Genomic DNA, 26,236 nt, shown 5'->3' with positions numbered 1-26,236 from the left:
TAGCGCAAGCACCAACCCACCGCTCCCTGAGGTGCGAGTAGCGATAGCGACGAGCCACGAAGGGCACGAACCGATCTCACGGTTCGTGCCCTTCGTGGTTCGCTGCTTTCGCAACTGGAGGCCAGGGGTAGACAGGGTGTGAAAATCTCGTCCCCCTGAGCACGATCGAAGGGAAATATGCCCTTCGATCACGCTGAGAGGGACGGGTTTTGGCACGCCAGTGGTCCAACTGTGCGCAACCTCAGACCCCAACGGGTGAAGAGCGACGGCGACGACCTCAGCAGAGCCCCTCCCCGCTGGTTGAGCCGGCACCGAGCGAAGCGAGGCGCCCACCCCCGCTGGTTGAGCCGGCACCGAGCGAAGCGAGGCGCCGTGTCGAAGCCACCTGGTGACCCGAAATCGCCAGAGTGATTAGCGCGCTACAACCCTCTACGACGCCCCGAGAATGCTGATCTCGAAGACGAGCGTGTCGCCGACCTCGATACCGGCCTGTGGGTTGCCGGAGGCGTAACCGTCGGCCGACGTCATGGCGACGCCCACCTTCGACCCGACCTTCCGTCCCGCGATGGCCTTGCTGAACCCGGGGATCACGCCGTCGAGCGGGAACGTCACGGGGGAGCCGTTTGCGTAGGCGCTGTCGAAGGTCTCGCCGGTGCGGCCGTTCACACCGACGTAGCAGACCGACACCGACGCGGTGTCCGGCACGACGGCACCGTCACCCTCGACGAGCGTCTTGACCTGGGTCTCGTCGACGCTGAACGGGTTCTCGACGGTGATGTTGGGGGCTTCGGTCGCGGTGGACGCGACCATCTGCAATCCACCGGTGGTACCCTTCTCGCTCCACTGCGGGGTGGCGTCCGCATTCGCGGGTGCGGTCGGGCAGCTCTCCGCTCCCGCCGCCGGGGTCTCGGCGCCGCCGGTCGCCGCGGTTGCGGTGGGTTCGGTTGTGCCCGAACCGGAATCGGAGTCGGAGCTGCAACCGGCGACAGCCAGGACGAGAGCGGTGCCGAGGGCGAGGGTCACGTTCTTGATGTTCACCCTCGGAACGCTACCCGAGGCGCGGCCCCTCACCGAGAGCCTCGACCGGCCAACAGTCGAGCAGCCCGTTCGAGATCGGCCCGCACCGCTTGCGCCGCCGGCCACCGCGTCGCGGTCAGCACCAGCCCGCCGATCGCGGGCACCGTCAGCACCGCCTCGGCATGCACGTCGGTGCGGGCCTCGCGTTCGGCGAACGTCAACGTCAGCACCGCATCAACGGACCGCCACCGTCCGATCTCCTGCCACCGTCGACGAGACTCGCAGGCGGTCACCTCCATCCGCGGCGACACCCCGGGTACGACGGTGACGTCGGTCCAGCTGGTGCCGACGTCACCCGCCCGGTCACCGACCGGCCGGAGGTCGTCGATGCGACGCAGACTCGACTGCCATTCCGGTCGGTTCGTCGGGTCAGCGAGGTAGTCGAAGGTGACCTCGATCGGGGCGTCGAACGAGACCACCGTGTCGATGACGGTGATGCGGGCGGGGGAGAGCATCAGCGGATGAGCTCCGCGAGTTGTTCGACCTCGGCGACGCTGCCCGGCGACACGAGCATCATCGTCACCCCGCACGACTCCCAGACCTTGATCTGTTCACGCACGTGGTCCAGGTCGCCGACGATCGCCGAGTCGTCCACCACGGCGTCGGGGATGATCTGCGCAGCTTCGTCTTTGCGGTTGCTGCGGAAGAGTGCGGTCACCTCGTCGACGACGTCGGCGTACCCCATCCGGCGGTACACCTCGGCATGGAAGTTGGTGTCCTCACTGCCCATCCCGCCCATGTACAGCGCCAGGAACGGTTTGATCGCGGCGTAGGTGCCCTCGCGGTCATCGGTGACGACGATCTGGGCGGTTGCGCACACCTCGAAGTCTTCGCGACTGCGTCGTGCACCCGGGCGGGCGAAACCCTCGTCGAGCCACTCGTTGTACGTGTCGGCCATACGCGGCGTGTAGAACAACGGCAACCAGCCGTCGGCGATCTCCGCGGCGAGCGCTACGTTCTTCGGCCCCTCGGCGCCGAGCATGACGGGGATGTCGCTGCGCAGCGGGTGCGTTATCGGCTTGAGCGTCTTGCCCAGTCCCGATGCGCCCTCCCCGGCGAACGGCAGGGGATAGTGCGGTCCGGCGCTGCTGACCGGCGCCTCGCGCGCCCACACCTGACGCATGATGTCGATGTACTCGCGCGTCCGGGCCAGTGGCTTGGCGAACTTCTGCCCGTACCAGCCTTCGACGACCTGCGGACCCGACACACCCAGCCCGACGATGTGCCGACCGCCGGACAGGTGGTCGAGGGTCAGCGCGGCCATCGCGCACGCGGTCGGTGTGCGGGCCGAGAGCTGCAGCACCGACGTCCCGAGCCGGACACGTTCGGTCGACGACCCGAGCCAGGCCAGCGGGGTGTAGGCGTCGGATCCCCAGGCCTCGGCGGTGAAGATGCTGTCGAAGCCGGAGGCCTCGGCCGCGGCGACGATCTCGGCGTGATGGGTCGGCGGTTGCGCACCCCAGTAGCCCAGTTGCAGACCGAGTTTCACTGGCTGACCCCCTCGGACTCCGCTGTGTTCTCTGACTCCGCGGCGGCCTCGGCGGCGATCTGATCGAACTGCGCCCCCATGGCCGCGGCGACGGCCTGTGCGCCCGACAGCGGGCGGACCATGACCATGAGGTCGTCGATCTTGCCGTCGTCGTTGACGTGGATGAAGTCGCAACCGGTGATCTTCTTGCCGCCGACCACGGCCTCGAAGACGAGCGCCGAGTCGTGTCCGCCGGCGTCGTTGATCTCTCGGATGTAGCGGAAGAAGACCCGCAGCACGCCCCGCAGGATGGCCGACGTGATGGCCTTGCCCGGATACGGCTTGAACGCGACCGGACTGGTGAAGACCACATCGTCAGCGAGCAGCGCCCTCATCGCCTGCTCGTCACGCGCCTCGACGGCCTCTCGGAACTGCTTCATGCGTCGACCTCCCTGTCGATGATCCTGCGTCGACGCTAGTGGATGCCGGGCCGGTTGCGGACGGAAGGCGAGGAGCCAGCAGGACGACCAGCGCCGCCGCCAGCATCGCGATACCCACCCACCCGATCGCGGTGATGGATTCGGAGAGCACTCCGACGGCCAGTGCGGTCGCGACAGCAGGCTCGATCAGGGTGATGGTGGTGGCGGTCGAACTGTCGATCCGACCGAGTCCACGACTGAACAGCACGTACCCGAGGAACTGCGGAACCAGGACGAGGTAGGCGAGAACGCCGAGGGTTTCGGGGTGTGCGACCACGGCCGGTACCCCGACCGCGACGACCGGCAGCAGGAACACCCCGCCCAAGCCCATGACCGTCCCGGCCGCGGCGCCGCGCGGCACCGACCTGTTCATGAGCCGACGCATCGCCCACGACAACCCGGCGTAGGTGATGCCCGCGAGCAGGCCGAGGCCGACGCCGAGCGCCGACGACGAGCTCTCGCTGAGTCCGTCCGCATGCGACGACTCGCTCCGCGACACGGCCAACGCCGCACTGCCGACGATGCCGAGCGCGCATGCGATGGTCCACCGCAGGGTCAGCCTCCGCCCGTCGGCCACGCGCTCGATGACCGCCGACACCAGCGGAGCCGACGCCAACGACACGACGGTTCCGAGCGCGACGCCGCCGACCCGCATGGACCCGAAGAAGCAGAGGGGGTAGATCAGCACGCAGATCCCACCGAGAAGAGCGACCCGCCACTGTGCCGTCACCGACGACCACGCGGCCTGAATCCCGCGGGCGTTGACCGCCGCCTGCAACAAGCCGCCGCCACACATGGCCACGGCGCCGACAGTCACGGCACTGAGTTCGGGCGCCATCGCGGCGGCGGTACCCGACGTGCCCCACAGGATGGCGGTCAGGGCGACTGCCAGCATCCCGATGCGTTCGGTCCGACGGGCCTGGCTCATCCGTGGGTGCCGACCGGCGACGCCGGATGGGGGTGCCGCGCATAGAACTCGAGGTGCCGACGTGCCGCGTCGTCCCACGTGAGAGATGCGGCCAGGCTTCGGCCCGACACGATGCGGTCGGGGTCGGGCACGAGAGAGGCGTCGAGGGCGTCGGCCAGTTCGGCGACGGTCGAGGCGTAGGAGACGGTCGTACCGAAGACCTCGCGCAGGATGGGGAGGTCGCGCGCGACGACGGGACGCCCCGCGGCGAGGGCTTCCATCGCGGCCAGGCCGAAGCCCTCCTTCACCGATGGGAACGCGAACACCCGGCAGGCGGCGACCAGTGCCGGCAGGTCGTCGTCGGGCACATTCCCGAGCACGATCGGTTCGACGTCGAGTTCAGCTCGCCGACGGTCGAAGTCGGCACGGTAGTCGCGGTAGTCGAACAGGGTCTCGCCGCCCGCGAAGACGAGCTTCAGGCCCGGGTGACGTTCGCGCAGTACGGCATACGCCTCCAGAAGGTCGATGCTGCCCTTGCGCGGTTCGATCCCCCCGACGGCGAGCACGTAGTCGCCCAGCTGATCCGACCAGTGTCGTCGTGCCTCGAGAGACTCCGGGGAGTCCGACGCCGCGCTCGCGAAGCGTTCGTAGGCAACGCCATTCGGGATCACCGTCGGATGCAAGTCCCAGCCCTGTTCGACTTCGTCGGCCACCGCACGCGACACACAGATGCGGGCGTAGGGGTTGACGACGGCCTTCTCGTGGCAGTCGACGAGGATCGGTGTCGTGAACTGGTCGAGATGGTGGATCGTGCGGATGCACGTCCCGACGGCGTTGGCGCTGATGCAGTCCTGGGCGTGCACGATGTCGAAGTCGGCCGGCTCGAAGGCGGCCCGCAGGGTGTCGATGGACCGCACGATGCGTTCGGTGATCGTCTCGTTCTCCCGGTCGGGGAACGGGACGAGCCGCACCCGCACAGCCGGATCCACCGCGCGGAAGAAGCCCTCGTCGCCACCGCGGGCGAGCGACCACACCGTCACCTCGGCGCCGAGACGAGCCATCGCCTCGGCCAGGTTCAACGTATGGACGACGCCGCCACGGGGTTTCGTCGAATAGGTCAGGAGAGCGATGCGTAGACTCGGCGTGCCGCTCATCGCTGGTCCGCCGACATCGTCGACCGGTAGGTGTCCGGCCGGAGTTCGGCGAGATGACTCAGGACGCGACGGGCCCGGTCGACCTCGGCGTCGACATCGACTGTCACCGTGGCCATTCCGCCTTTCGATCGAGTGGTCGCCAGAATGTCACCGCCGGGTCCGACGACCTTGGCCTGACCGAGGAAACGCAGCGATCCCATGACCCCGGTCTGGTTCGACGACACGACGAACACCTGGTTCTCCGCGGCGCGGGCGCAGTCGTAGAGGTCGAACAGGCGGGACTGGCGGTCGGCGGGCAGGCGAGCGGCGCGGTCGGTGACGCTGGCGGGCCACGCGGACAGTGCCGCGATGATTCGCGCGCCGTCGAGGGCGAGCGTGCGCGCCGACTCCGGGAACGTCTTGTCGTAGTCGATCAGCATGCCCAGACGGCCGACCGGGGTGTCGAACGAGCCGAACTGATCGCCCGCCGCGTAGGCGAGGGCCTCGCCGGCGGGTTGATGGACCTTGCGGTGTGTGCCCAGGACACCGTCTCCGGTAACACAGACGGCGGTGTTGAACCGCTGATCATCGACCGCTTCGGTGTACCCGATACACACGGTCATGTCACCGGCGGCGGCCGCGATCGCCGCGAGTTCCGGACCGTCCGGGTACAGCGCCGGGGGCAGTTCGGCCGGGTCGGGTCGTCGAAGATCGCCGAGGTATCCGCCCAGTGAGGCGTCGGGGAAGACGAGAAGGTCGACGCCGTCGCGCGCCGCGGATTCGACGATGCCGACCGCTTTGGCGACACCGCGTTCCACGTCGCGTCCGAAGTGCGCGGCGAGGGCGCCGAGGGTGACCGTCCTCATGGGCGAAGGGTACCGGTCGGATCCGTCGGCCGGCCGGGTCGCTGGGGAATCATGCGACGCCTAGTCCGGTGACCGTCGACGCGACGGCGACAGTCGTCTCGCCGTCGGGCCACCGCAGCCGCACGCCCGGTGAGGCGGTCAGCCGGCCGCAATCGGCGGTCGTCACCGGAGCGGGAGTGGGCACAGTGCGTCGGGTGCCGGCGCGGTCGGTGCTCAGCATCGCGTAGCCCGGGAAGCAGGTGAGCCACGCACCCATCGACGCGTCGCCGGGTCGCGGCACTGCCGTCACGTCCACCTCTGCACCGGTTCCCGACGCTTCGGCGAGCATGCCGAGCGTGCCGGCGATCCCGGCCATGCTGACGTCCTTGGCCGACGCGGGACGCACCGTTGCGAGATGGGATGTCATGGCGCACAGTTCGTCGCTGCTGCGCGAACTCGTCGAGTCCCACTGCCGGTCGTGATATCCGGGTCGCCAGGAGCCGCCGAGATCCGCGTGCAGGGTGACGGTGTCGCCGACCCGGCCACCGCCCGCGGGCAGGGGACTGGGCGTCGTGCCCAGCGCGGTCACCGACAGCGCAGACGGGACCCCGACCTGCGTGTGACCGCCGAGCACGGGTGTGCGCCATGCCTCCGCGGCCGAGCCTATCCCGCGGATGATGCGGGTCAGATGCGATGTCGTGGGCGCGCCGACGGCGTCGAGGAGACCGAGCGGCCGAGCCCCCATCGCGCTGAGGTCGTTGAGGTTGACGAGCACCGAACACCAACCGGCCCACTCCGGATCGCGTTCGATCATCGACGGGATGATCGCGTCACAGGCCGCGATCACGTCGGTGCCGGGCAGCGGTACGCCGTCGTCTCCGCGGAATCCGGTAGCACCGAGACCGCCCGGTTGGTCTGCGAACGGCGCGAGTGCCTCGGCGAGAACCGCTTTCGTCCCGTCGACTGTGCGTTGAATTCGGTTGAGTGGGTAGCCCATCTCCCGATGCGACCGCTCATTGATCACCGGGCCTGGCCCGCGGTCCTGCCAGCCGAGCCTCGAGAACATCGGTACGTACCGATCCTGGACGGTGGCGTCGAACCGCAGGGCGCCCAGTTGTTCGACGTGCGCGCACGCCGCCCGCACGAGTGCCGGCCCGATCCCGGCTGCCAGGCCAGGGTCGGCGACGACGAGCCGCGACCCAAACCACCATCCGATGTCGGTGTGCTCGGACCCCGCCCACGGCGTGGGGGCGATTCGCACGCCACCCGCGATAGTCCCGTCGGGCAGTGTCGCGATCAGGACGGTGGTGCGCGGGTCGTCGTCGATGTCATCGACGTCGGTGCGGTCGAAAAGCGCCTGCCGATCGACGAATTCGCGGTGCCGCAGCACGCGATACGCCGCATGTTCTCGCGGGCTGTTAGCGACGGTGATCAGGAACTCCGACCGCGGCGTCGTGCGCGGCAGCCCGGACAGGATCGACAGCTCGCCCCGTGACAGCACGTCAGCCTCCGACCGTCGGCAGGACACTACAGGCACCGCAGGCCGCGCATCCCGCTCGCTGGTCCGACCCGGACATCCCGATGAAACTCAGATGTCCGGCCACCTCACGGGTGATCTTCTCGACGATCGCGGGGTCGGGTGCCGGGGCGTTGTCGACGTCGACGGCGAGGGTCCCGGCGTGACGCCGGAACGGCACGATGAAGGGGTACACGCCCATGTCGGCGAGTTCCTTGGCGCCGGCGATCATCTCGTCGGTGTCCTCGCCGAGACCGACGAGCAGGTAGGTCGACACCTGGTTGCGCCCGAACACCCGGACCGCCTCGGCCCACGCCGCCCGGTACTCCGACATCGGTACCGTCGACTTGCCGGGCATCCAGCGACGCCGCACGTCGTCGTCGAGGGATTCGACGTGGATACCGATGGCGTCCGCACCGGCCTCGCGGAGTTCGGTCAGGACGGTCAGATCGGCGGGTGGTTCGCACTGGACCTGGATCGGTAGTTCCGGCACGGCCGCCTTGATCGCTCGGACGCACCGGGCGAGATGACACGCCCCGCGGTCGCGTCCACCGCTGGTGCCAGTGGTCATGACCATGTTGGTCACGCCGTCGAGATCGACAGCCGCACGGGCGACTTCGGCGAGTTGCTCGGGCTTCTTCACCGCAATCGTCGAGCCGGACTTCAGCGACTCCTCGATCGAACAGAACCGGCACCGCTGGTCCTCGGCGTAGCGGATACAGGTCTGCAGAACTGTTGTCGCCAGAACATTCCGACCGTGCAGGCGAGCGATCTTCTCGTAGCTTACCCCGTCCGCGGTCTGCAGGTCGTAGAACCGGGGACGTCCGATCGCGCTGACCTCGACACCGATGTCGGCGCCGTCGTACAGCACGCGATCACCGTCGAAGACGAACGCACTCTGCGGGTTCCGCGGGATCGCGGCATGCAACCCGTCGACCATGAGGTGGCCGTCGTCGCTGGGCCCCGCCCCGCCGGTGCGCTGCACCGGCGGCTCCCCGCGAATACCGAGCAACGCCAGGTCAACTCGTGTGGATACCGTCATGGGTACTCCTTATCCTTTGCTCCCTGAGGTGCGAGGAGCGATAGCGACGAGCCTCGAAGGGCTCGTATGTTCCTCCGCTGGTTGAGCCGACTCCGAGCGAAGCGAGGCGTCGTGTCGAAGCCACCTGGTGACCGTCCTCCACAACGCAACCCCGGTGCCCACAGAACCCCAAACCTACTGCGCAACAACCAACTGCGCGCGTCCACCACGAACCGATCCAACAACATGCTCAGCCACATACCTCGCATCGCGATCGATACCAAGGAACCGCCCCGACCCCCAGGTGTGCATCCACGGCAACCCGACGAAGCTGAGCCCGGGGACTTGGGTGATCCCGCGGGTCTGCATCGGCCGGCCACCGCCGTCGAAGGCGCTGGCCTCGATCCACCGGTAGTCGGGTCGGTAGCCGATGGCCCAGATGATCGAGGTGACGCCTTCGGCCGCGAAATCGAGTTCGGTCGGATCGACCTCGGGAGCCCACACCGGCTCGTACCGCGATGCCTCTGGCGCGTCGATGCCCAGTTTCTCGATGTGTCGGTCGATGTCACCGCAGATCGAGTTGTACACCGCGTCGGCCCGGTCGAGCGCGGCCGTGAGCGTCGGCGCGAACCTCAGCGTCGAGTCCTTACCGTCACTGAGCACGCCGTACAGCTTCATTCCCTCGGTAGCAAAGCGCCGGAGGTCGATGTCGCGGCCACCGTCGCGGCCGGTGACGTAGTGGTTCGTCTTCTCCTGCGCGGCCCGTCCGCCGGGGTACTCCTGGGTCGGCGTGTCGTAGAGACCCATGTCCGACAGCCACGTCATGCAATCGCGGCCGCGATAGAAGCGAGCGACCCGCGGCGCGTTTCCGATCGCGAGATGCACCTGCCTCCCGGCAAGGTGCAGATCCTCTGCGATCTGCGTGCCCGACTGCCCGGACCCGACGACCAGCACAGCGCCGTCGGGTAGTTGCTCGGGGTTGAAGTACTCCTCGGAGTGCACCTGGTGCACGGCCGGATCCAACGACGATGCGAACGGTGGCACCACCGGCAGGGGATATCCGCCGGTCGCGATGACGGCCTGGTCGCAGGTGAGCGACCGCATACCGTCTGGACCTTCGAGGGTCAACTCGAATCGATCACCGGACAGCCGTTGCAGTCGAGTGACTTTCGTGTGTTCGACGAGAGGTGGTTCGAAGGTCTGGAGCCACCCGTGCAGCCACTCCACGACCTCGTCGCGGGTCATGAATCCGTCCGGGTGTGGGCCGTCGTAGGTGTATCCAGGGAGCTTGCAGTGCCAGTTCGGCGTGACGAGAGTGAAGTTGTCCCACCGCTTATCGGCCCATGCATGAACCGCGGTGTCGGCTTCGACGACGAGATGTTCGACGCCAGCCTGCCCGAGGTACCAACTCACCGAGAGACCGGCTTGTCCGCCGCCGATGACGACGACCGGCACATGTGCGTTCATGACAGCTCCTCATCACTGCTGGTTGAGCCGGGCCGGAGCGAAGCGACGCCCCGAGTCGAAGCCACCTCAGCACCCTTCCCGCTGGTTGAGCCGGGCCGGAGCGAAGCGACGCCCCGTGTCGAAGCCACGTCCGCACCCGGCAACGGCGGGTACATCGACACCACCTCGACCTCAGCGAAATCCGCATGCCGAGCCGCATCGAGAGCGATCTCCTCCGCCGACGCCGCTGCAGACGTGCAGGCGAAGCCGTACTTGGCACGAACCCGCGCGCTGGCCTCGTCGAGCGCGGTGGTGGCCCGCGATCGGAAGTCGTCGACGCGGTACGTACCCGGCGCGAGGTGGTCGTGCAGTACGAGGCTGGGGGAGTAGTACTGGCGAAGCCGGCCGTCGGGCCAGCGCACCTGGACGGTCATCTCAGGCATGGGCGAGGTCCCGCCATGCGAAGGCCGCCGACGCGTCGGGGTCGGTATCAGCCTCGACGAGCATCCCGTACACCTCGGGCCGACGATCCCGCAGGTGGAACATCCCGGCCCGCATGGCGGTGAAGCTTTCGGCGATGTCGACCTCCGCAACGGCCAGGCCGCTCCCGAGAAGTGTTGTGTCGAGGATGTTCCCACCGGGATCGACGATCTTGGCGTTGCCCACGTAGCGCAGCGACCCGAAGGTGCCGCTCTGGTTGGCCGCGACCCAGAACACCTGATTCTCCAGGGCACGCGCGGTGTCGAAGAGGTTGAACCGGTAGGTCCAGCGGTCTTCTTGGAGGTTTTCCGCCGTCGCAGTGCGTGCCGCCGGCCATGCGGACAGGCTGGCGATGATCTCGGCGCCTTTGAGCGCCATGATCCGGGCGGCCTCGGGAAAGGCCTTGTCGTAACAGATCTGGAGGCCGATCCGGCCGACGGGGGTGTCGAAGACGTCGTACCCCGTGCCCGACGAGTACGACATGTTCTCGCCGAGCGGCTGATGCACTTTCCGGTAGCTGCCGTAGATGCGGTTGCCGTCGAGGACGGCGGCCGCGTTGTAGCGGGTCTCGCCGTCCTCGCCGAGTTCGCAGAACCCGATCGCCACCACGAGATCTCCGACGATGGACTGCACCCGAGCGATCTCGGGTCCGTCGAGGGAGATCGCCGGCGGCAACGACCGGGCGCTGTTCTTCTGCGTGTCGCCGTGGTTACCCAAAGACGAGAGGTATCCGCCGATCGCCGCCTCCGGGAACACCAGGAAGTCGACGCCCCGCGTCCGTGCTTCGGCGACATACTGTTCGATCGTCGCGTAGTTCTGCTCGAGATCGCGGGTGAAGTTGGCCGCGACGGTTCCGATGGTGGTCATGTGATTCCCAAGAGGTGGTTGTCGGAAGCTGCTGTGGGTCAGACCATGTAGGTCGAGTTGATGATCGCGCCCTTGCGTGCGTAGTGGATGAGTGCGTCTTGGACGTCGAGCGGGTGCGCGGGAATGACGCCTTCGATGAGGTCCTCTTCACGTCCGCCGTGCAGGGCGAGGCCGAAGCGGCAGCAGAACACGGTGCCGCCTTCGGAGATGAAGGTCTCGAGGGAGTTGTTGATGTTCTGCTCACCGGGAAAGCCGGAGTCGCCCGTCGTCGGGAAGCCCCGGGTGGCAAGGCAATTGATGGCGCCAGGTCCGTAGAAGTACATGGCCGACTCGAAGCCCTTGCGGAGGGCGCGGGTGGCCTGCAGGACGGCGACGAACGACACCGACGACTCGTGCGCGATGCCGTGCACGAGCGTGAAGTACGACTCACCGTTCTCCGCCTGATAGTCCGGGAAGATCTTGGTGCCGCCATAGATGTTGGAGCCCTTGGGAAGTGAGGGGTGCGGGATCTCCGCCAGCGATGCGGCGATGTTCTCGGTGATGGTTTCGTCGAAAGAAGGCACAAGAGCTCCTGGGATGGCGAGACGGTGTCTGCAGGTGGTCGAGCCGCGGGGGCGGTTCGACGTGCGAGGGTGGGTCGGGCATCATTGCCCTGAAGTGGTTCGACCGAAGATCCGGTCTCATCGAGTAGCGACTACTTGCTACGACACACAGTTCACTCGTCGTCGATTACCGAATGGTTTCCGGCGGAATAAAGAAACTGCCGATCCGTGTAACACGACCCTGGTCGGTCGACCGACACGCGCCCGACGATGTGGGCACAAAAATATCCGACGAACCGGTCGGGTCGGGGGTCTGACCGGTTCGTCGGACGAGACCCAGTGTATCCCTGCCGTCGAGACCGGGTCCATCGAGGTATCCGCAATTCTGTGACCTGTTGGATTGCAGATCCTTGATCTGCTCTTGCTCCCTCCTGTGAGAGCAACCACCAACTGCTCCCTGAGGAGGCCCAGAGCCTGCGGAGGGCCGTCACGAAGGGTCCCCGCAACCACCCACCGAACCCCCTGCGCGCGACACTCGCGATCACCCGCGTGACGGAGCACCCTTGTCCTCATGCTCACTGCAGTTCTGTACGGGCTCGCGACCGCCATCCCCATCGCGGTCGGTGCGGCGATCGGTCTGCGCTGGAACCTGCCGAATCCGATCTTGGCGACGCTGATGGCGTTCGGCGCGGGCACGATGATCGCGGCAGTCTCAACCGAACTCTTCGAACCCGCCTTCAGTCAGGCCGGCACGGCTGTGGCAGCGCTCGCGCTGTTCTCCGGGACCGCGGTTTACGTCGTCGCCGATCGACTTGTCGAGACCAAGCTCGGGTCGTCTGCGATCGGTCCCGCATTGATGATCGGCGTCTTCCTCGACGGCGTGCCGGAGAACACTGCGCTGGGCGTCTCACTGACCGCGGGCGGTTCGCTCGTGCTGGTGGTGGCCATTGCCGTCGGCAATGTTCCGGAAGCGGTGAGCGGTGCGTCGTTGATGCGCCGCGAGCACGACGCCTCGATCGGCTCGGCGCTGGCGATGTGGGTGTTCACCGCCGTCGTCCTGGTGGCGGTCACAGTCGGCGGCTATGCGGTGGCGGACACCATCTCGCCGACCGCGATCAGCCTCGTCCAGGCCTTCGCCGGCGGCGCGACGCTCGGTGTCCTCGCGAACTCGCTGATGCCAGAGGCCTACCGCGAGGGCGGCTGGTGGATCGGTCTCGCGACCGCAGCGGGGTTCCTGCTTGCGTTCGTCCTCGGCTGAACGCTCCCACCACTCCCTGCGGACGGCGCACCCCATGCTCCCTGAGGAGGCCCGGAGCTTGCGGAGGGCCGTCACGAAGGGTCCCGCAACCACACCTTCAAATCGCAACACCCAACCCCTCAGTGCGTCTGCACAGCCTCCGGGTCACCCTCGACGTGCCCGTCCGCCAACTCCGACAACGCCCGGAACACGCGTTTCGACGCTTCAGCCCACGGCATGAGGATGGGGAAGACGTGGAACATGCCGTCTTCTTCGATGGCGTGCGTCGGCACCTCCGACGCCTCGAGCCGTGCCGCGAAGTCGCGTATGCCGTCGCGGAACATCTCGCTGCCGCCCCAGCACACGAACGTCGGTGGGAACCACGACGGATCGGGTTCACCGTTGATCGGTGACACCCGCGCGTCATTCGGCTGGACGCCGTGCAGGTACGGCGTGACGGGGATGCTCCAGGGGAGGATGTCGTAGGGCGCGTTGTCGGTGATGGACGGGTGGTCTAGGTCGAGGTCGATCTCGGGAGAGAACAACGCCAAAGCGCCCGGACGCGGCAGGTCGTGATCCCGAAGGTAGGCCACCAACGAAGCCGCGAGCCCACCGCCACCGGAGTCGCCGGCGACGATGATGTGGTCGGGGTCGACGCCGCGGCCGAGAAGTCCGCGATAGACGTCGGCGGCGTCGTGAACGCCTGCGGGGAAAGGAAATTCGGGGGCCATCCGATAGTCGGCGATGAACACCTCGTGCCCGGAGATCCGCACGAGCGACGACGCGAACGCCGAGTACATCATCGGCGACGTACCGATGTACCCGCCGCCGTGGAGGTACAGGATGGTGGCGCCGATCCCCTGCTTGTCGTCACAATCGTCGACGAACGCGTCGGAACTCGCCTTGGCGCGACACCACAGCCCGGGCACCCCGCCGACGACGTCGTCGGTGAGTTCGACGCCGTCGGTCAGTTCGACGAAGGGCGGCATCACGACGCGGCACACATCGTCGAGGATCTTCTCCATCGACCGGAACTCCTCGATCGGCAGTCCCATCGAGTAGCCCATGAACGCGCGGATGGTCTGGCGGGTGACGGACTGGCCGATGTTGTCGAGCAGCCCGGACGGACCCGACCACGGCTTGCGGAACGGCACCCGCGCGAGGCCGTTGATCATGCTCTGCGCGAGTCCGACGACGGTTAGCGCGGTCACCGGTGCCGACGCGGTCTGGACCTCCGGACGATCAGCCATCACCATGCCGCTCAGGGTAACGAGAGTCTCGATGCCCGGCTGGACGCGCGACCCACCGGGTGGGGCGGCGGCCGCCAGGCGTGGCAGACTACCCGGGTCCTCTAGTCCCCGAGATCCCCGTGAGGCGGCGATGGAGTTCTCAGCCTTCCCGGCTCCGGTCGAGGCCCCCGGCACGTCGAGCGGCGCCGAGTCCGTGCAGCTCACACTGGCCGACGCGTGGGAATCGAACCGCTCGATCCAGAAGTCGGCGGTGGGACGACTCTTCGCGGCCACCAACTCGGCTCTCTACGTCACCTTGATGGAACGGCACCTCGACTACGGCGCCAAACTGTCCGAGACCGAGCTGACGGTGCGCCTGGACCGCGACCTCGCCGACCTCGACCTCACCGATCAGGCCACCGGCCTCGAGCTGGTCAAACTCTGGGCTCGGCAGGGCTGGCTGCACCGCGTCACCGACACGACCGACCCGCACGCCCCCAACCTGTGCCATCTGACCAGCGAGGCGCGGTCGGTCCTGGACTTCATGCGGCGGCAGCGTCGCGAGGATTCGATCGCCACCGGCGGCTCCATCACCGGTATCGCCGCCGAGCTCCGACGCGTCGCCGGTCAGGTCAGCAACGACCCGGACCAGATCCGTTCGGAGATCGAGGCGCAGATGTCCGACCTCGACGCCGAGCTCGCCGACCTCGACGCCGGCCGACGCCCCCCGGTCGACCTGCGCGTGGCCGAGGACGCCGCCCGCACCATCGGCTACCAGATGGAGCAGATCATCTCCGACATCGGCCAGTACGGCACGATGCTCGACCGCATCACCACCGCGCTGCTCGACGACCCCGGCGACTCCGACCTCGCCTACCGCGACCGCCAGCGACAGCTGTTCGACGACTACGAGGCACTTCTCGACTCGCCGCAGTCCGCGTCGTACCAGGCGTTCTCGCACCTGATCCAGGATCCGGAGCGTCGCGCGCGCCTGAAGTCCGACATCGAGACGATCATCGACAGCTTCCCGGGCATGGATGCGGGCCTGCGGTCGGTGATGGACAACTTCTTCGGCCTCGTGACCCAGCAGATGGCCGAGGTCGGCCGCACCCGTCAGCGGTGTGCACGCCGTATTCGACGCTTCGTCGCGTCCGGGACGCTCGAGCAGAGCCGCGGTCTCGCTCGACAGCTCAACGACGCTCTGGCCACCGCCAACGAACTGCTCAAGACGTCACTCGCCGATCGTCGCATCGGCTACGAGCTACCCCTGGCCGCGCCGACGGTGAACTCGATCGGCCGACTCGCCTTCGAGATCCGCGAACACGTGCCGCCCGCGCCGGCGCTCCCGGCCGCTGTCGACGCCGATCTCACGTCGTTCGCATCGCTGTCGGGCCAGGTCGACACCACCGAACTCACGGACACCGTGAATGCCGCGGTCGCCGCCGGACCCGTCGCCCTCGCCGACGTCATCGAGGGGCTCGAGGAGCCGTACCTCGCGCACGTCATCGTCCTGTGGTCGTGGGCCTCGAAACAGCAAGCGGCAGGGGGGAAGGTACCGATGACCACCGTCCGCTTCCGGTCCCTCATCGGCGACGACCACGCCATCGAAGTGCCCGACCTGACCTTCACCGAACCGATTCCGACTGCGGAGGTCGACGCCGAATGACCACCACCGACGAGACCAACCCCGGCTCCGGCGAGACTCCACCCCCGCTCCCTGAGGTGCGAGCGCAGCGAGCCACGAAGGGCGACCGTGAGGTGCGCGCGGACGACGCCGATTATCTGCCCTCTGAGTCGCGAGCGGACGACCCTCCGCTCCCTGAGGTGCGAGCGAAGCGAGCCTCGAAGGGTCCCGACCCAGACCCCGAGACCAGCACCCCCACAACCCCCGCCGAATTCGCCGGCTTCGACGATCTCCCCACCGTCGCGAACCGCGCGGCGTCGCACACGCCGAACGCACCGCGCTTCGACGGCGACGTCAGTGAGCTGCCCGACCGCGCGTGCTGGGCGCTGCAGAACCTCTTGACCCGCCGCTACATCAGCGGTGACCGGCAGCCGCAGCTGTGGTCGTGGGTGGCCGAGTACCAGGACGTTTTGCGCGGTCGTCTCTCCGAACTCGATCTCCGGCTGCGCATCGTCGACGAACTGCAGGTCGCGTTCGTCGAGCAGGCCGGTTACGACTCCCGCTGGGGCCGAAAGATTCTCAAGCGCGAGACGATTCACACCTACGACGCCATCCTGGCGTTGCACCTGGCCAAGTACGTGCGCGCCGCTCGCGACGAGCCGGTCCTGATCACCCGCGAGGAGATCCACGAGCTGTTCGCCGGCGTCACCAACACCATCGACCGCGACCTCGCGCTCTTCGACAAACGCATCGAACGTGCCCTCGACAAGATGGAGGAGCTTGAGTTCCTGCGAAAGCAGCGCGACGACGCCGACACCTTCGTCGTCAGCCCGGTGATCTCCGCGGTGATGACGGCATCGGTGATCACCGACTTACAGCGCCAATTCGAGCAGTTCATCGGATCCGGTGACACCGGCGAAGTGCCCCCGGAGGACCTCGCCGACGAACCCGCGGAACGCGACGACGACGCAGCCGACCTCGACGGGGCCTACGGCGAGAACGACGAAGGAGACGACTGGTGAGCGGGCAGGTCGACCAGTACCACCTGTCCCGGTTGCAGCTGATCAACTGGGGCGTGTTCGACGGGTATCACTCGATCCCGTTCAGTTCTAACGGTTCTCTGATCACCGGGTCCTCGGGTAGCGGTAAGTCGTCGTTGCTCGACGCCATCTCGCTGGCGTTCCTGCCAGATCATCGACGCAACTTCAACGCCTCGGGTGATGCGACGGCGGCCGGATCGTCCAGCGGAAAGCGCACGGTGGGCAAGTACGTGCGCGGCGCGTGGGGTGAGCGGCGCGACGGCACCAACGCGCACCGCGAGATCATGTACCTGCGCGGCACCGGCCCGGCCTGGGCGGCCATTGCGGTCACGTACACCTCCAGCTCCGGCGAGGCCATCACCGGCCTGGTGCTGAAATGGCTTGCCGCGGGCAAGATGACCGACGCGCACAGCTCGTACTTCATCTACGACGGCGACGCCGACATCGTCGAGGCATGCAACGAGTGGGCCGCCAACAATTACAACTCGGCCAAGTTCCGCGACCGCGGCTGGCGCGGCGGCCCCGGCGAGGGCAAGTACCTCTCGACGCTGTACTCGCTCATCGGGATCCGCGGCTCCGACGCCGCGCAGCAGCTTCTCGGAAAGGCTAAATCGCTCAAGAGCGTTGGCGGGCTCGCGCAGTTCGTGCGGGAGTTCATGCTCGACGCCCCGACCAGCATTGTCGGCATCGCCGACGCCCTCGACCAGATCGACCCGCTCGTCGAAGCCCGCGAACTGCTCGACGTCGCGCGCCGCAAGCGCACCATCCTCGGCAACATCGAGGAGGTGCACGAACGGTACGCGGGCGAGGCGGCCACCTTCTCCGTCCTCGACACCATCGACAACACGACCATCCGCAGCTACGTCAACAACCTGCGGATCCACAACGCGCAGCCCGAGGTCGCCGACCTCGACGACCAGATCACCCGCCTCGACGGCGATCTCGCCGCGCTGACCACCCAGCACGACCAGCTCCGCCAGGACCACAGCCTGCTGCTGTCCCGGATCGCCACCTCCACCGGCGACCTCGCCCCGTTGCGCGAACAGCTAGGCGGCGCACAAAAACTCAGCACCGAGGTCACCGCCCGACGCAACGCGTACGAGGACAAGGTCTCCGCGCTCGGCTTCACCCCGCCCACCCGGGCCGAGGGTTTCTGGCTGCTCCGCGAGGAACTCACCGAGGAGGCCGCCAAGATCGACGGTCAGCTCGACGCCGGTCGCGCCCACTACGCCGAGGCGCTGGCCAGCGAGGTCGCCGCACGTACCCGCCGCGATGCCGCGATGGAGGAACTCGGCCGCGTCGAGAACGCCGGCTCCGCACTGCCGCGGACCGAGCACGAGATGCGCCGCGCCATCGCCCACGGACTGCAGATCGACGAGTCCGAGCTGAAGTACGTCGCCGAGCTCGTCGAACTCGACCCCGACGAAGAGCGCTGGCGATTGGCCGTCGAGAAGGTCCTGCGAAACGTCGGTCTGCGTCTGCTGGTGCCCGACAAGCACTTCCGCGCGGCCCTGCGCTTCGTGAACTCGCACGACATGCGCGGCCGAATCCAGCTGCACCAGGCCGACTCCCGCCCCATGCCCGCTCTGGAGCCGGGCACCCTGGCGTCGAAGCTGCGTCCCGTCGATGCGCAGCATCCGTGCGCCGCCGAGGCGATGACGGTGCTGTCGAAGCTGGGCAACCACATGTGCGTCGACAGTCCCGGCGAGTTCTCCCAGCACGCCAAGGCTGTCACCGACCAGGGTCTGCGCAAGGATTCGGCGAAGCTCGCGGTGAAGGACGACCGCCAGCAGCTCCGTCGGTCGCAGTACATCTTCGTCGGCGACGTCGCGTCGAAGATCGCCGCCCTGCGCGACGAACTCGAGTACGAGGAGCGGGCGTTCGAGGACGCACGCCAAGACTGCGCCGAGCTCGACCGTGAGCGTAGCGCCAAGGAACGACGTCGAGACGCGTATCGCCGTGTGTGCGAGCAGTTCACGCAGTGGAACGAGATCGACGTCGACTCGGTCGATGACCGCGTCGATCAACTCACCGACCAGTATGACCTGCTGATCCAGGAGAACCCCGACGTCGAAGCCCTGCAGCGCAAGGCCGAGGACCTGTGGGAGCAGGTCCGCAACGCGATTTCGCAGGCCGCGCTGGTCAAGGACAAGATCGCCCGCCAGGACTCGCGGCGCACCCAGCTACTCGATCTTATCGACCGGCTCAAGCCCGAAGACGTTCCAGCTCAAGCAGAGAAGACCCTCGACGGTTTCCGCGAAGACCTCTCTGCCACGCTCGACGTGCTCAACCCAGAGCCGTACCGCCAGGAGATCGTCAAGGCCGCGAGCCGTGAGCGCGACCGGATGCGTTCCGATGCCCGACGTTCCCGCGACGAGCTGGCCCGCATCCTCGACACCTACGACGAGGAGTTCCCGGACGCCATCCCGAACGACAGCGACGACTTCGACGAACGTCTCCACGACTACGTCGCCGTCTGCCGGCGCATCGACGAGCGTGAGCTGCCCGCAGCCTACGAGCGGATGCGCCGTCTGATCACCGAGCAGGCCCCAGGCGCGATCCTGGGCCTGCACATGGCCGCCGACGCCGAGGAACGACGCATCGTCGAGCAGATCGAGCGCGTCAACACCGGCCTCGGTGCGGTGGCCTTCAACCGCGGCACCCGCCTGCGGCTGCGACCCGGCCGCAAGAAGCTCGCCGCGGTCGAGGAGCTCACCGAGAAGGCCCGCCAGATCTCGAATCGCGCGACCGCGGTCAGCTTCGGCGACGAGCAGGCCATCCTCGAGCAGTACTCCGACATCCTGCTGCTGCGCGAACGCCTCGCCGGCAACACCCCGGAGGACCGCCAGTGGACGCGCGACGCCCTCGATGTGCGCAACCGCTTCGACTTCTACTGCGAGGAGCACGACGCCGAGTCGGGGGAGACCATCCGCACTTACTCCAACGCCGGCGACAACTCCGGTGGCGAGCAGGAGAAGTTGATGGCCTTCTGCCTCGCCGGCGCCCTGAGCTTCAACCTGGCCAGCCCGCATGGCAACGACAACCGCCCCATCTTCGCCCAGCTGATGCTCGACGAGGCATTCTCCAAGTCCGATCCGCAGTTCGCCCAGCAGGCGCTCTCGGCGTTCCGGAAGTTCGGGTTCCAGCTGATCATCGTGGCCACCGTCCAGAACACCAGCACGATCCAGCCGTACGTCGATAACGTCGTGATGGTGTCGAAGACGGAGGCTGGCCCTGAGTTGCGGCCAATTGCAACTGCTACTTCGACGGGGATCAAGGCGTTCTCGGAACTGCGGCGGTCGGGGAGTCAGTTGGTAGTCTGACGAACAATAGTTCTTTGCCACCCCGAACTATAAGAATTAGAGTTCTCACAAATCAAGTATGAGAGCTAAGGTACTCCGGCGTCAGTATCTGCATTGAAACAGTTCAGCGATGAGCTTGAAAGAAGGGATTACACTGAATGAAAGAAGAAGTTGCACTCGCGATTGCAAAAGGAATTCGCGCACGTCGTCAGCTGCTCCACGGACTGACGTATGCGCAGCAAGTTCTGCTCTTGGAAGAGATGTTCGTCGACTTCTTCGGCGATCTCCATGTCACTCTCCAGAAATGGGCGGCCTTAACCGGCCAGTCTGCGCAAGTTGATACTGGTTATATCGCGCAGTTTATCGCCTCGATCGTCTTGAGGGAGCCTGGTCAAGGATTCCGAGGGAAGGGCGACGACTTAGCTGATGGCAGTGAAGTCAAATCTGCCGCGAGCATTTCTGGTGTCGACCGACCGCGTTGGAATCACAACATGAACTCTCCGAGCCAAGACTCAGCTAGACTCAAAGTTGGAAAATCTCTCGCAATCGACGAGTATCTAGAATCACCCTATCTCTTTTATCTTCTGGTTGATAGATCTGCGACGGACCCAAATTCACCGAGAGCAATTCGGATCCGTTCGTGGCTCGTATCGTAGACTCGCGAAACGACACTGCTTGGCGAGACCTCTTCATGAGGTATCAGGAGCAGAAATCGGGGAGTCAATATAATTTGCAGCTGCATCCCCCGGTTGGTTACGACGACAATATCATCGTAAATACACTCGGTAACCTCGATATGTCCGAAGTTCTTCTCTTCGATGCTCGAATCAGGCGCTCCGATAGAGGTTTACTTGACGTGAGCTGGCCGGTTGAGTTGCCAGAGACGGTGGTCCCGGTGCGGGGTAAGACGCGCGCGTTGCCGTATGGAGGCCGCAGTGCGAGGCCTAGTCGTCTCACCGGGGCCGCAGACCTTGTGGCGGACATAGCCGTCGTTGACCGGCTTTTCCCAGGTGTACTGGCAGAAGAGCAGGAGTCCGTCATTGAGTCTAGCTCGGCTAGTGAAGCGAAAGCTACAGATCTGGAACCTAAGACTGATGTAGAGAGGGGCTAAGTTTGTAGATGGCGCTTTCATTGGGCACGAAAAATCGTGAACTGACGACTATGGAATCGCGTAATCAGATCGACTCCTTTTGAATTTCAGCCGCTGCAGATTCGCCTTATCTAGTCCTATAGTCTGGTCAGTCGTCGGACGTCTGAATGACGCTCGGCAATCCGTAAGTCGAGTACAGAACCCGACGGCCGCTCTCGACCTGGTCAATCGCGTTAGATACCGTTTCGCTCAGCGCGTCCAGCTCGCCACTGGAAAGTGCAGGTACATAGAGATTTAATACGTCTGACGGGTTGATCCTGCGGCGTGAGCTAGAAGTCCCTCTTCCGAGTGGCCGCAGCTGTGCCTGGACGTCAGGCTGATAGAGCAATCCCAAAACTGCGTACGGGTCGATATTCGGAACAAAGACGCCGAACTCGCTCGAACAGACAACACGATCGTATTCATCCGGAACGACGGTAGCTCGCAGTTTGGAAGGGTTTAAGAGCGATACCAAGACTTCGCCCTTATTGGCAATCTGCCCAGGGGTCGTCGGCGTATACCTATCGGCATCGTGCCAACTCGCTACACCCAGTGCGTCGACGTGTAAGACGGATAGAAATGGTCGCGGCAGGTCGGACTTCTTCTGGAGTTGACGTCGTCGGGTAGTTAAGAATTCGCCGAGCTTGATCGCGCCAGAAGCGTTCAATCGCTCGCGCGCTGCGAGAGCGCCGGGATCGATTCTGCTTGGGTCTAAACTGACGATCGCTTCGGTTGCGACAGACGCTACCAATGGCTTGTCGCTTACCACGAAAAATGGCGCACTCAGTGGGTTAAGTGTCGTCGCGCGACCCACAGCCTCAACAACGGCGGGAAGGTCCGACCCGCTTGGGTCGGCAGCAGCCTTGCCGGCCTGCCGTAGAAAGCCGACATGTTCGACCCTCGCAAGAATCGTCCTCTTCGAACGCACATGGTCGGTGCGCTTGATGAAAACTGCGCTAGTTTTTGCGACTGTTCCGCTGAGGGCGAAAGAGGATGTCGGCAGGCTAATATTTGCAACTACGGTAGCATCCGAGGACGAGTTTAAAAACTCGTCAAAATGACGTCCATCAACAATCCCGTCTGGTAGCACTATACCGAGGATTCCGCCAGGCCGGAGCAATTCAAATGCGCGTATGGTGCATGCGAGTGCCGGGTCTATCGCCTTCGCGCGCGAAAGGGACGGTATCCGATTACGGGTACGCTCGATGCCTTCAGCATCAGAATACTTTCCACCGCCGAATGGTGGGTTAGTGAGTATGAGTTGGAGGGTTCCTTCAAGCCGGTCGAGGTCGCTCTCGGTTACGGAGTCCGCCACTGGAAAGACAAGCGGAGATGTCGCGCCGTACAAGAACAGGTTTAGCGCCGCCTTAGCTGCCGAGCCGGGAGACTGATCAGCGCCGAGAAGCCCGCCATTTAGAAGTTTGTCCAGGGTGGCAGAGCCCAGGCGAGACTCTAATGCCTCGAATGCTGCAACCAAGAATCGACCGGTGCCGCAGTAGGGGTCGGCAACAACGGGCGCCGTAATGTCCCATCCGTCGACTGGATTACAGAAGCTTAGCGCGACCTCCGCCATTGAGCGCGCGATGCTACTCGGCGTGAGGTATGTTCCCAATCCTCCCGCGTGGTCGTATCGTCCCGAGAGAAATGCGTCGAACGCGGTCCCGAGCGGGTCTGCGACACTTCGAGACTGATCGGAAACGACATCTTCGACAAGGTTGATCGCTGCGCGAATTACTGTTTCATCAGACATACGAAATGGTTCGTCGACCGGCCATAACGATCTCGGTCTTCCGTCAAGATCCTGGGCGGCCAGTGTTTGATGTTTATTGGCAAAGACAAACGCTTGCTTGACGAGGTCAACAAAGTCGTCGTCCGGGGCAGAGTGGTGGCGGGAAAATATCTTTGATAGAGAATTTTCGTTCAGAGACGCGCCATCGGAAATCCGACTTGTCCACATACGCATATATACGAGTTTGGAGACTTCTTCGATGGCCGCATTCGTTGGGCGGACTCCACCCCTGGCGTAGATGAGCTGATGTAACTCATCGAACTGTCTCGCGAGGCGAAGCTCGCTCTGTCCGAGTTCGCCAACGGTTCCGAGGAGGGGGACGTCGAGCATTGCTCCGTGCGACGGTTCTGTCATGTAGAGTCTTCCCCTTCACCGCTGTTATGGCCGGCATCCAGCCGCTGAACCACAGTACCCGGTCCGCTCGCCCAGCCCACTGCCAGATGCGCCTGGTGCGTACTCGCGCCGAGCGAACGTACGGAGCGAGCGTCGCGACTAGGCGAGCCGGTACAAGAAGACCGCGGGCGCACCCGGAAAGCCTGTCGGTATCGCCGGCCTGGCAATGCCGAAACGTGCGACTTCATAGCGCTAGCTGTAACTCCCGGGGAGGTTGTGAACGGCGTGGCGGGATGACATGTAGATGACTTCCGAGCGAAGTGCGGACGGCATAGAGGTAAGCACCGCTCAACTCAAAGGTCGTAGTGTCCCACCGTAACGCCCCACTGGCCGACCTTGATCGCCTACGTCTTACCCAAGGTGTCGTCGACGACGGCTGGTCGATTCGCCGTGCCGAACGATGCGACTTGCAACGGTACGCGCTGCTTGTCGGTGAGCGGTCCGGCGGGCACCACGACGTCGGCCGAGTCGTCGAACGTGACCAGCCCGAACACATCGGTCGGGTCGAGTTGGGCGACCACACTCGAGAGCGCTTTCCGAGCGCCAGCCAGGGGAGCGCCGGACATCGACCCGCTCCGGTCGAGCACGACCTGGAACGCTGTCGGTGTCCGGTCCGTGACGGGACCGGCCGGAGCCTGCAGTTCGAGCAGCACGGTCACCTCGTCGGCGGCTTCGTGGGCGACGACCTCGACATCGAGCGCAGCAGAGAGTTTCATCCGACTTCCTTCCTCCAACCCACCTCGATCAGGTCGCCATCGGAGCCGTACGCGACGACCCTGCTCGTGGTGCGAGAGAGCGACGGCGTAAAAGCATTTGACGGCGAACGCAGATCTGAGCGAGAACCCCTCATGACTCACTGATGATCGCATCGACCACTGACAATTTCGGTCGGCCTTTGGGGATGAGGGACGACGCCGCACTGTTCTGGCGTCCGCGGTGCCGGCGTGCCCCAACTCACGGTAGCGTCCCAGATCCTCGGGGCCGAGCGCGGCCTTCCGCAGACCAGGCCGTTGGTGTCCACGAATCCGCGTGCGGTTGGTGCGATCGGACATAGGCTGCCCCTGACGCCCGAGCGGACCGCGGGCGGGGCCTGTGCAGCTGAGAACGGATGACGATGACGACTGATTCGGAGCATGATCACGTCGCTGCGATCGAGCGACTCAAGTACCGCTACTGGCGAGCGTCAGATGCCAAAGACGCGAACGCATTTCGCGGCTGCTTCATCCGCGCCGGCGCGCGGATCGACTACGGGTCGATGGGCACCTTCGACGATGCCGATGCCCTGACGGACATCTTTCGGAGGGTCGCGCTGCACAAGGTTGATGGCCGGTTCGCCATCCTTGACATGCATCACGGCATGCATCCGGACATCACCCTCACCAGTGAGACGGCTGCGACGGGACGATGGTCGTTGCGTTTCCGTCAGGTGAACCTGCTCGACCGGACCGAGACGGTCATGGTGGGGGAGTACGACGACGAGTACGTCGTCGAAGGCGGCGAGTGGAAGGTCGCCGCGTCGAAGCTGACTGAACGCTGGCGGATGCGGCAGCCACTGTCGCCTGACGTCGAGATCACTGAGGGGACGTTCGGGGCCTCCGGCGGTTGATTCGGTTGTCGCTCATGGCTCTTGACGACTGGCGTGCGGATACCGAACCGCTTCAGCACTACGCGGGCCGGAGGACCGCCACGAGAAATTCTGACTCGTCGGTGAACGGCCGAACGTCCCATGACTCCAGGAGCAGGTCCTGAGCGAAGCCGGCGGTGGCTGCGTTCTCGAGAAACTCGTCGAACGCGTAGTCCCGGCCGGCGCCGAACCCGATCACCGCGCGGCCGTCGTCGCGCAGATGTGCGCGCAACCGCTCTAGGACGGTGACTCGGGTGCTCGGCGCGAGAAACGCCATCACGTTGCCGGCCGAGACGATGAGGTCGAACGGTTCGTCGATGCCGCGGGCGGGGAGGTCGAGTTCGGCGAGATCATTCACCAGCCAGCGCGGGCCCGGATGGTCTTCTTCGGCGGCCTGGATGAGGACCGGGTCGACGTCGACGCCGACGACATCGTGTCCGACCTCGGCGAGGTACCCGCCCACGCGTCCGGGGCCGCATCCAGCGTCGAGGATGCGAGACCCACGCGACGCCATCGCATCGAGGAGCCGCGCCTCGCCGACCAGGTCGTTACCCTCGCGCGCCAGGGTGCGGAAGCGTTCGACGTACCAGCTGGAGTGGTTGGGATCCGCGGCGGACTTCTGCATCCAGATGCTCTGTTCGACCATGCCCGCATTCTGCCAAACCCGCCGAAATCATCGACCGTGCCGAAACGCAGCGGGGCGTTGGCCGACTGTCAGGTCACTTCTGGCGGAAGTGCGGCGCTGAACGCGGATACCAAAGGAGACTCAGTACGGCGACTTCGATGACCAACAGCAGGACGTCGAGCGTGCTGGTCACTGACCTGTCATAGGTTGCTACGGACGTGATCCCGGAGACGATGCCTACCGCGCCGATGACGGAGGCCGCCACGCGCGCCCAGCGGAAACCGCGCAGGTTGACGTACGCGAGCAACAGCCAGAGCCCGGCAAGAGCGAGGCAGGATGCGACGATCAAACCGGTCGCGACGTTGGTCCCGGTCTCGCTCGCGACATCTAGTGCGTCAGAGCTCCGATAAGTCGATCCGTCACTGAGGAGAACGGACTGCCGCAGACGTGCTTCGTCCCTGAC

23 protein-coding genes and 1 pseudogene are annotated in these 26,236 nt (G+C 65.6%); 6 read left to right on the top strand and 18 right to left on the bottom strand.

All coding sequences use genetic code 11. From position 1 onward, the window contains the following. Nucleotides 1-429 precede the first annotated feature (429 nt). The 13 genes from Q9R39_RS22750 to Q9R39_RS22690 all read right to left on the bottom strand — a co-directional run bounded on the left by Q9R39_RS22750 (nt 430) and on the right by Q9R39_RS22690 (nt 11,802). Nucleotides 430-1,038, bottom strand: coding sequence for an FKBP-type peptidyl-prolyl cis-trans isomerase (locus tag Q9R39_RS22750; protein ID WP_058250464.1), 609 nt, complete (start codon nt 1,036-1,038; stop codon nt 430-432). A 29-nt stretch (nt 1,039-1,067) separates the two neighbouring features. Then, nucleotides 1,068-1,532, bottom strand: a complete 465-nt coding sequence (locus tag Q9R39_RS22745) for an SRPBCC family protein (RefSeq protein WP_058250465.1) — start codon at nt 1,530-1,532, stop codon at nt 1,068-1,070. Continuing rightward, nucleotides 1,532-2,566, bottom strand: coding sequence for an LLM class F420-dependent oxidoreductase (locus Q9R39_RS22740; RefSeq protein WP_058250466.1), 1,035 nt, complete (start codon nt 2,564-2,566; stop codon nt 1,532-1,534). The genes Q9R39_RS22745 and Q9R39_RS22740 overlap by 1 nt, the downstream gene beginning before the upstream one ends. Continuing rightward, complete coding sequence (locus tag Q9R39_RS22735) at nt 2,563-2,985, bottom strand: nuclear transport factor 2 family protein (protein ID WP_058250467.1); 423 nt, start codon at nt 2,983-2,985, stop codon at nt 2,563-2,565. The genes Q9R39_RS22740 and Q9R39_RS22735 overlap by 4 nt, the downstream gene beginning before the upstream one ends. After that, entirely contained in the window at nt 2,951-3,952 is a 1,002-nt protein-coding gene (locus tag Q9R39_RS22730; RefSeq protein WP_058250468.1) for a DMT family transporter, read from the bottom strand. Before Q9R39_RS22730 ends, Q9R39_RS22735 begins: the two co-directional genes overlap by 35 nt. Then, entirely contained in the window at nt 3,949-5,085 is a 1,137-nt protein-coding gene (locus tag Q9R39_RS22725; protein WP_058250469.1) for an MSMEG_0565 family glycosyltransferase, read from the bottom strand. The genes Q9R39_RS22730 and Q9R39_RS22725 overlap by 4 nt, the downstream gene beginning before the upstream one ends. Then, complete coding sequence (locus Q9R39_RS22720) at nt 5,082-5,930, bottom strand: carbon-nitrogen hydrolase family protein (protein WP_058250470.1); 849 nt, start codon at nt 5,928-5,930, stop codon at nt 5,082-5,084. The genes Q9R39_RS22725 and Q9R39_RS22720 overlap by 4 nt, the downstream gene beginning before the upstream one ends. A gap of 49 nt (nt 5,931-5,979) precedes the next feature. Further along, a complete protein-coding gene (locus Q9R39_RS22715; RefSeq protein WP_175404273.1) occupies nt 5,980-7,410 on the bottom strand; it encodes an MSMEG_0567/sll0787 family protein in 1,431 nt (476 codons plus the stop codon). A gap of 1 nt (nt 7,411) precedes the next feature. Further along, nucleotides 7,412-8,467: an MSMEG_0568 family radical SAM protein gene (locus tag Q9R39_RS22710; RefSeq protein ID WP_058250472.1), complete on the bottom strand. Its 1,056-nt coding sequence runs from the start codon at nt 8,465-8,467 to the stop codon at nt 7,412-7,414. Between the two features lie 174 nt (nt 8,468-8,641). Further along, on the bottom strand, nt 8,642-9,913 hold the full coding sequence (locus Q9R39_RS22705; protein ID WP_058250473.1) for an MSMEG_0569 family flavin-dependent oxidoreductase: 1,272 nt from the start codon (nt 9,911-9,913) through the stop codon (nt 8,642-8,644). Next, nucleotides 9,910-10,335, bottom strand: coding sequence for an MSMEG_0570 family nitrogen starvation response protein (locus Q9R39_RS22700; protein ID WP_058250474.1), 426 nt, complete (start codon nt 10,333-10,335; stop codon nt 9,910-9,912). Before Q9R39_RS22700 ends, Q9R39_RS22705 begins: the two co-directional genes overlap by 4 nt. Further along, the gene (locus Q9R39_RS22695) at nt 10,328-11,239 is read right to left on the bottom strand and encodes a carbon-nitrogen hydrolase family protein (protein ID WP_058250475.1); all 912 of its coding nucleotides are present in this window, start codon (nt 11,237-11,239) and stop codon (nt 10,328-10,330) included. The genes Q9R39_RS22700 and Q9R39_RS22695 overlap by 8 nt, the downstream gene beginning before the upstream one ends. 38 nt (nt 11,240-11,277) lie before the next feature. Further along, a complete protein-coding gene (locus tag Q9R39_RS22690) occupies nt 11,278-11,802 on the bottom strand; it encodes an MSMEG_0572/Sll0783 family nitrogen starvation response protein (RefSeq protein WP_004019804.1) in 525 nt (174 codons plus the stop codon). A 550-nt stretch (nt 11,803-12,352) separates the two neighbouring features. Between Q9R39_RS22690 and Q9R39_RS22685 the strand changes: the two genes are divergently transcribed. Continuing rightward, on the top strand, nt 12,353-13,039 hold the full coding sequence (locus Q9R39_RS22685; RefSeq protein ID WP_058250476.1) for a ZIP family metal transporter: 687 nt from the start codon (nt 12,353-12,355) through the stop codon (nt 13,037-13,039). Nucleotides 13,040-13,158: 119 nt separating this feature from the next. Here Q9R39_RS22685 and Q9R39_RS22680 read toward each other — a convergent pair whose 3' ends face one another. Further along, nucleotides 13,159-14,274 (bottom strand): alpha/beta hydrolase, encoded by a 1,116-nt coding sequence (locus tag Q9R39_RS22680; protein WP_311278306.1) that lies wholly within the window; start codon nt 14,272-14,274, stop codon nt 13,159-13,161. A 124-nt stretch (nt 14,275-14,398) separates the two neighbouring features. Here Q9R39_RS22680 and Q9R39_RS22675 point away from each other — a divergent pair, with 124 nt between their 5' ends. The 4 genes from Q9R39_RS22675 to Q9R39_RS22660 all read left to right on the top strand — a co-directional run bounded on the left by Q9R39_RS22675 (nt 14,399) and on the right by Q9R39_RS22660 (nt 20,869). Beyond that, the gene (locus Q9R39_RS22675) at nt 14,399-15,913 is read left to right on the top strand and encodes a DUF3375 domain-containing protein (RefSeq protein ID WP_311278305.1); all 1,515 of its coding nucleotides are present in this window, start codon (nt 14,399-14,401) and stop codon (nt 15,911-15,913) included. After that, entirely contained in the window at nt 15,910-16,893 is a 984-nt protein-coding gene (locus tag Q9R39_RS22670) for a DUF4194 domain-containing protein (protein ID WP_311278304.1), read from the top strand. Before Q9R39_RS22675 ends, Q9R39_RS22670 begins: the two co-directional genes overlap by 4 nt. Beyond that, a complete protein-coding gene (locus tag Q9R39_RS22665) occupies nt 16,890-20,234 on the top strand; it encodes an ATP-binding protein (protein ID WP_205333027.1) in 3,345 nt (1,114 codons plus the stop codon). The genes Q9R39_RS22670 and Q9R39_RS22665 overlap by 4 nt, the downstream gene beginning before the upstream one ends. Nucleotides 20,235-20,371: 137 nt before the next feature. Beyond that, nucleotides 20,372-20,869, top strand: coding sequence for a MamI family restriction endonuclease (locus Q9R39_RS22660; RefSeq protein ID WP_311278303.1), 498 nt, complete (start codon nt 20,372-20,374; stop codon nt 20,867-20,869). A 582-nt stretch (nt 20,870-21,451) separates the two neighbouring features. Here the strand turns inward: Q9R39_RS22660 and Q9R39_RS22655 are convergent. Beyond that, complete coding sequence (locus Q9R39_RS22655; RefSeq protein WP_311278302.1) at nt 21,452-23,485, bottom strand: N-6 DNA methylase; 2,034 nt, start codon at nt 23,483-23,485, stop codon at nt 21,452-21,454. Nucleotides 23,486-23,925: 440 nt separating this feature from the next. Then, nucleotides 23,926-24,240 (bottom strand): annotated as a pseudogene (locus Q9R39_RS22650) (VWA domain-containing protein); the annotation flags it as partial. A 398-nt stretch (nt 24,241-24,638) separates the two neighbouring features. On the opposite strand from Q9R39_RS22650, the gene Q9R39_RS22645 reads away from it, so the two are divergent. Beyond that, nucleotides 24,639-25,130, top strand: a complete 492-nt coding sequence (locus Q9R39_RS22645; protein ID WP_068971637.1) for a nuclear transport factor 2 family protein — start codon at nt 24,639-24,641, stop codon at nt 25,128-25,130. 58 nt (nt 25,131-25,188) lie between these two features. Here Q9R39_RS22645 and Q9R39_RS22640 read toward each other — a convergent pair whose 3' ends face one another. Beyond that, nucleotides 25,189-25,794, bottom strand: a complete 606-nt coding sequence (locus Q9R39_RS22640) for a trans-aconitate 2-methyltransferase (protein WP_068971620.1) — start codon at nt 25,792-25,794, stop codon at nt 25,189-25,191. A gap of 73 nt (nt 25,795-25,867) precedes the next feature. After that, the coding region (locus tag Q9R39_RS22635) for a hypothetical protein (RefSeq protein ID WP_311278301.1) at nt 25,868-26,236 on the bottom strand (369 nt) is incomplete at its 5' end.

It is taken from the genome of Gordonia sp. AC31, assembly GCF_031844505.1.
Taxonomy (GTDB): Bacteria; Actinomycetota; Actinomycetes; order Mycobacteriales; family Mycobacteriaceae; genus Gordonia; species Gordonia hongkongensis.
This window is presented reverse-complemented; position numbering and strand designations above follow the sequence as displayed.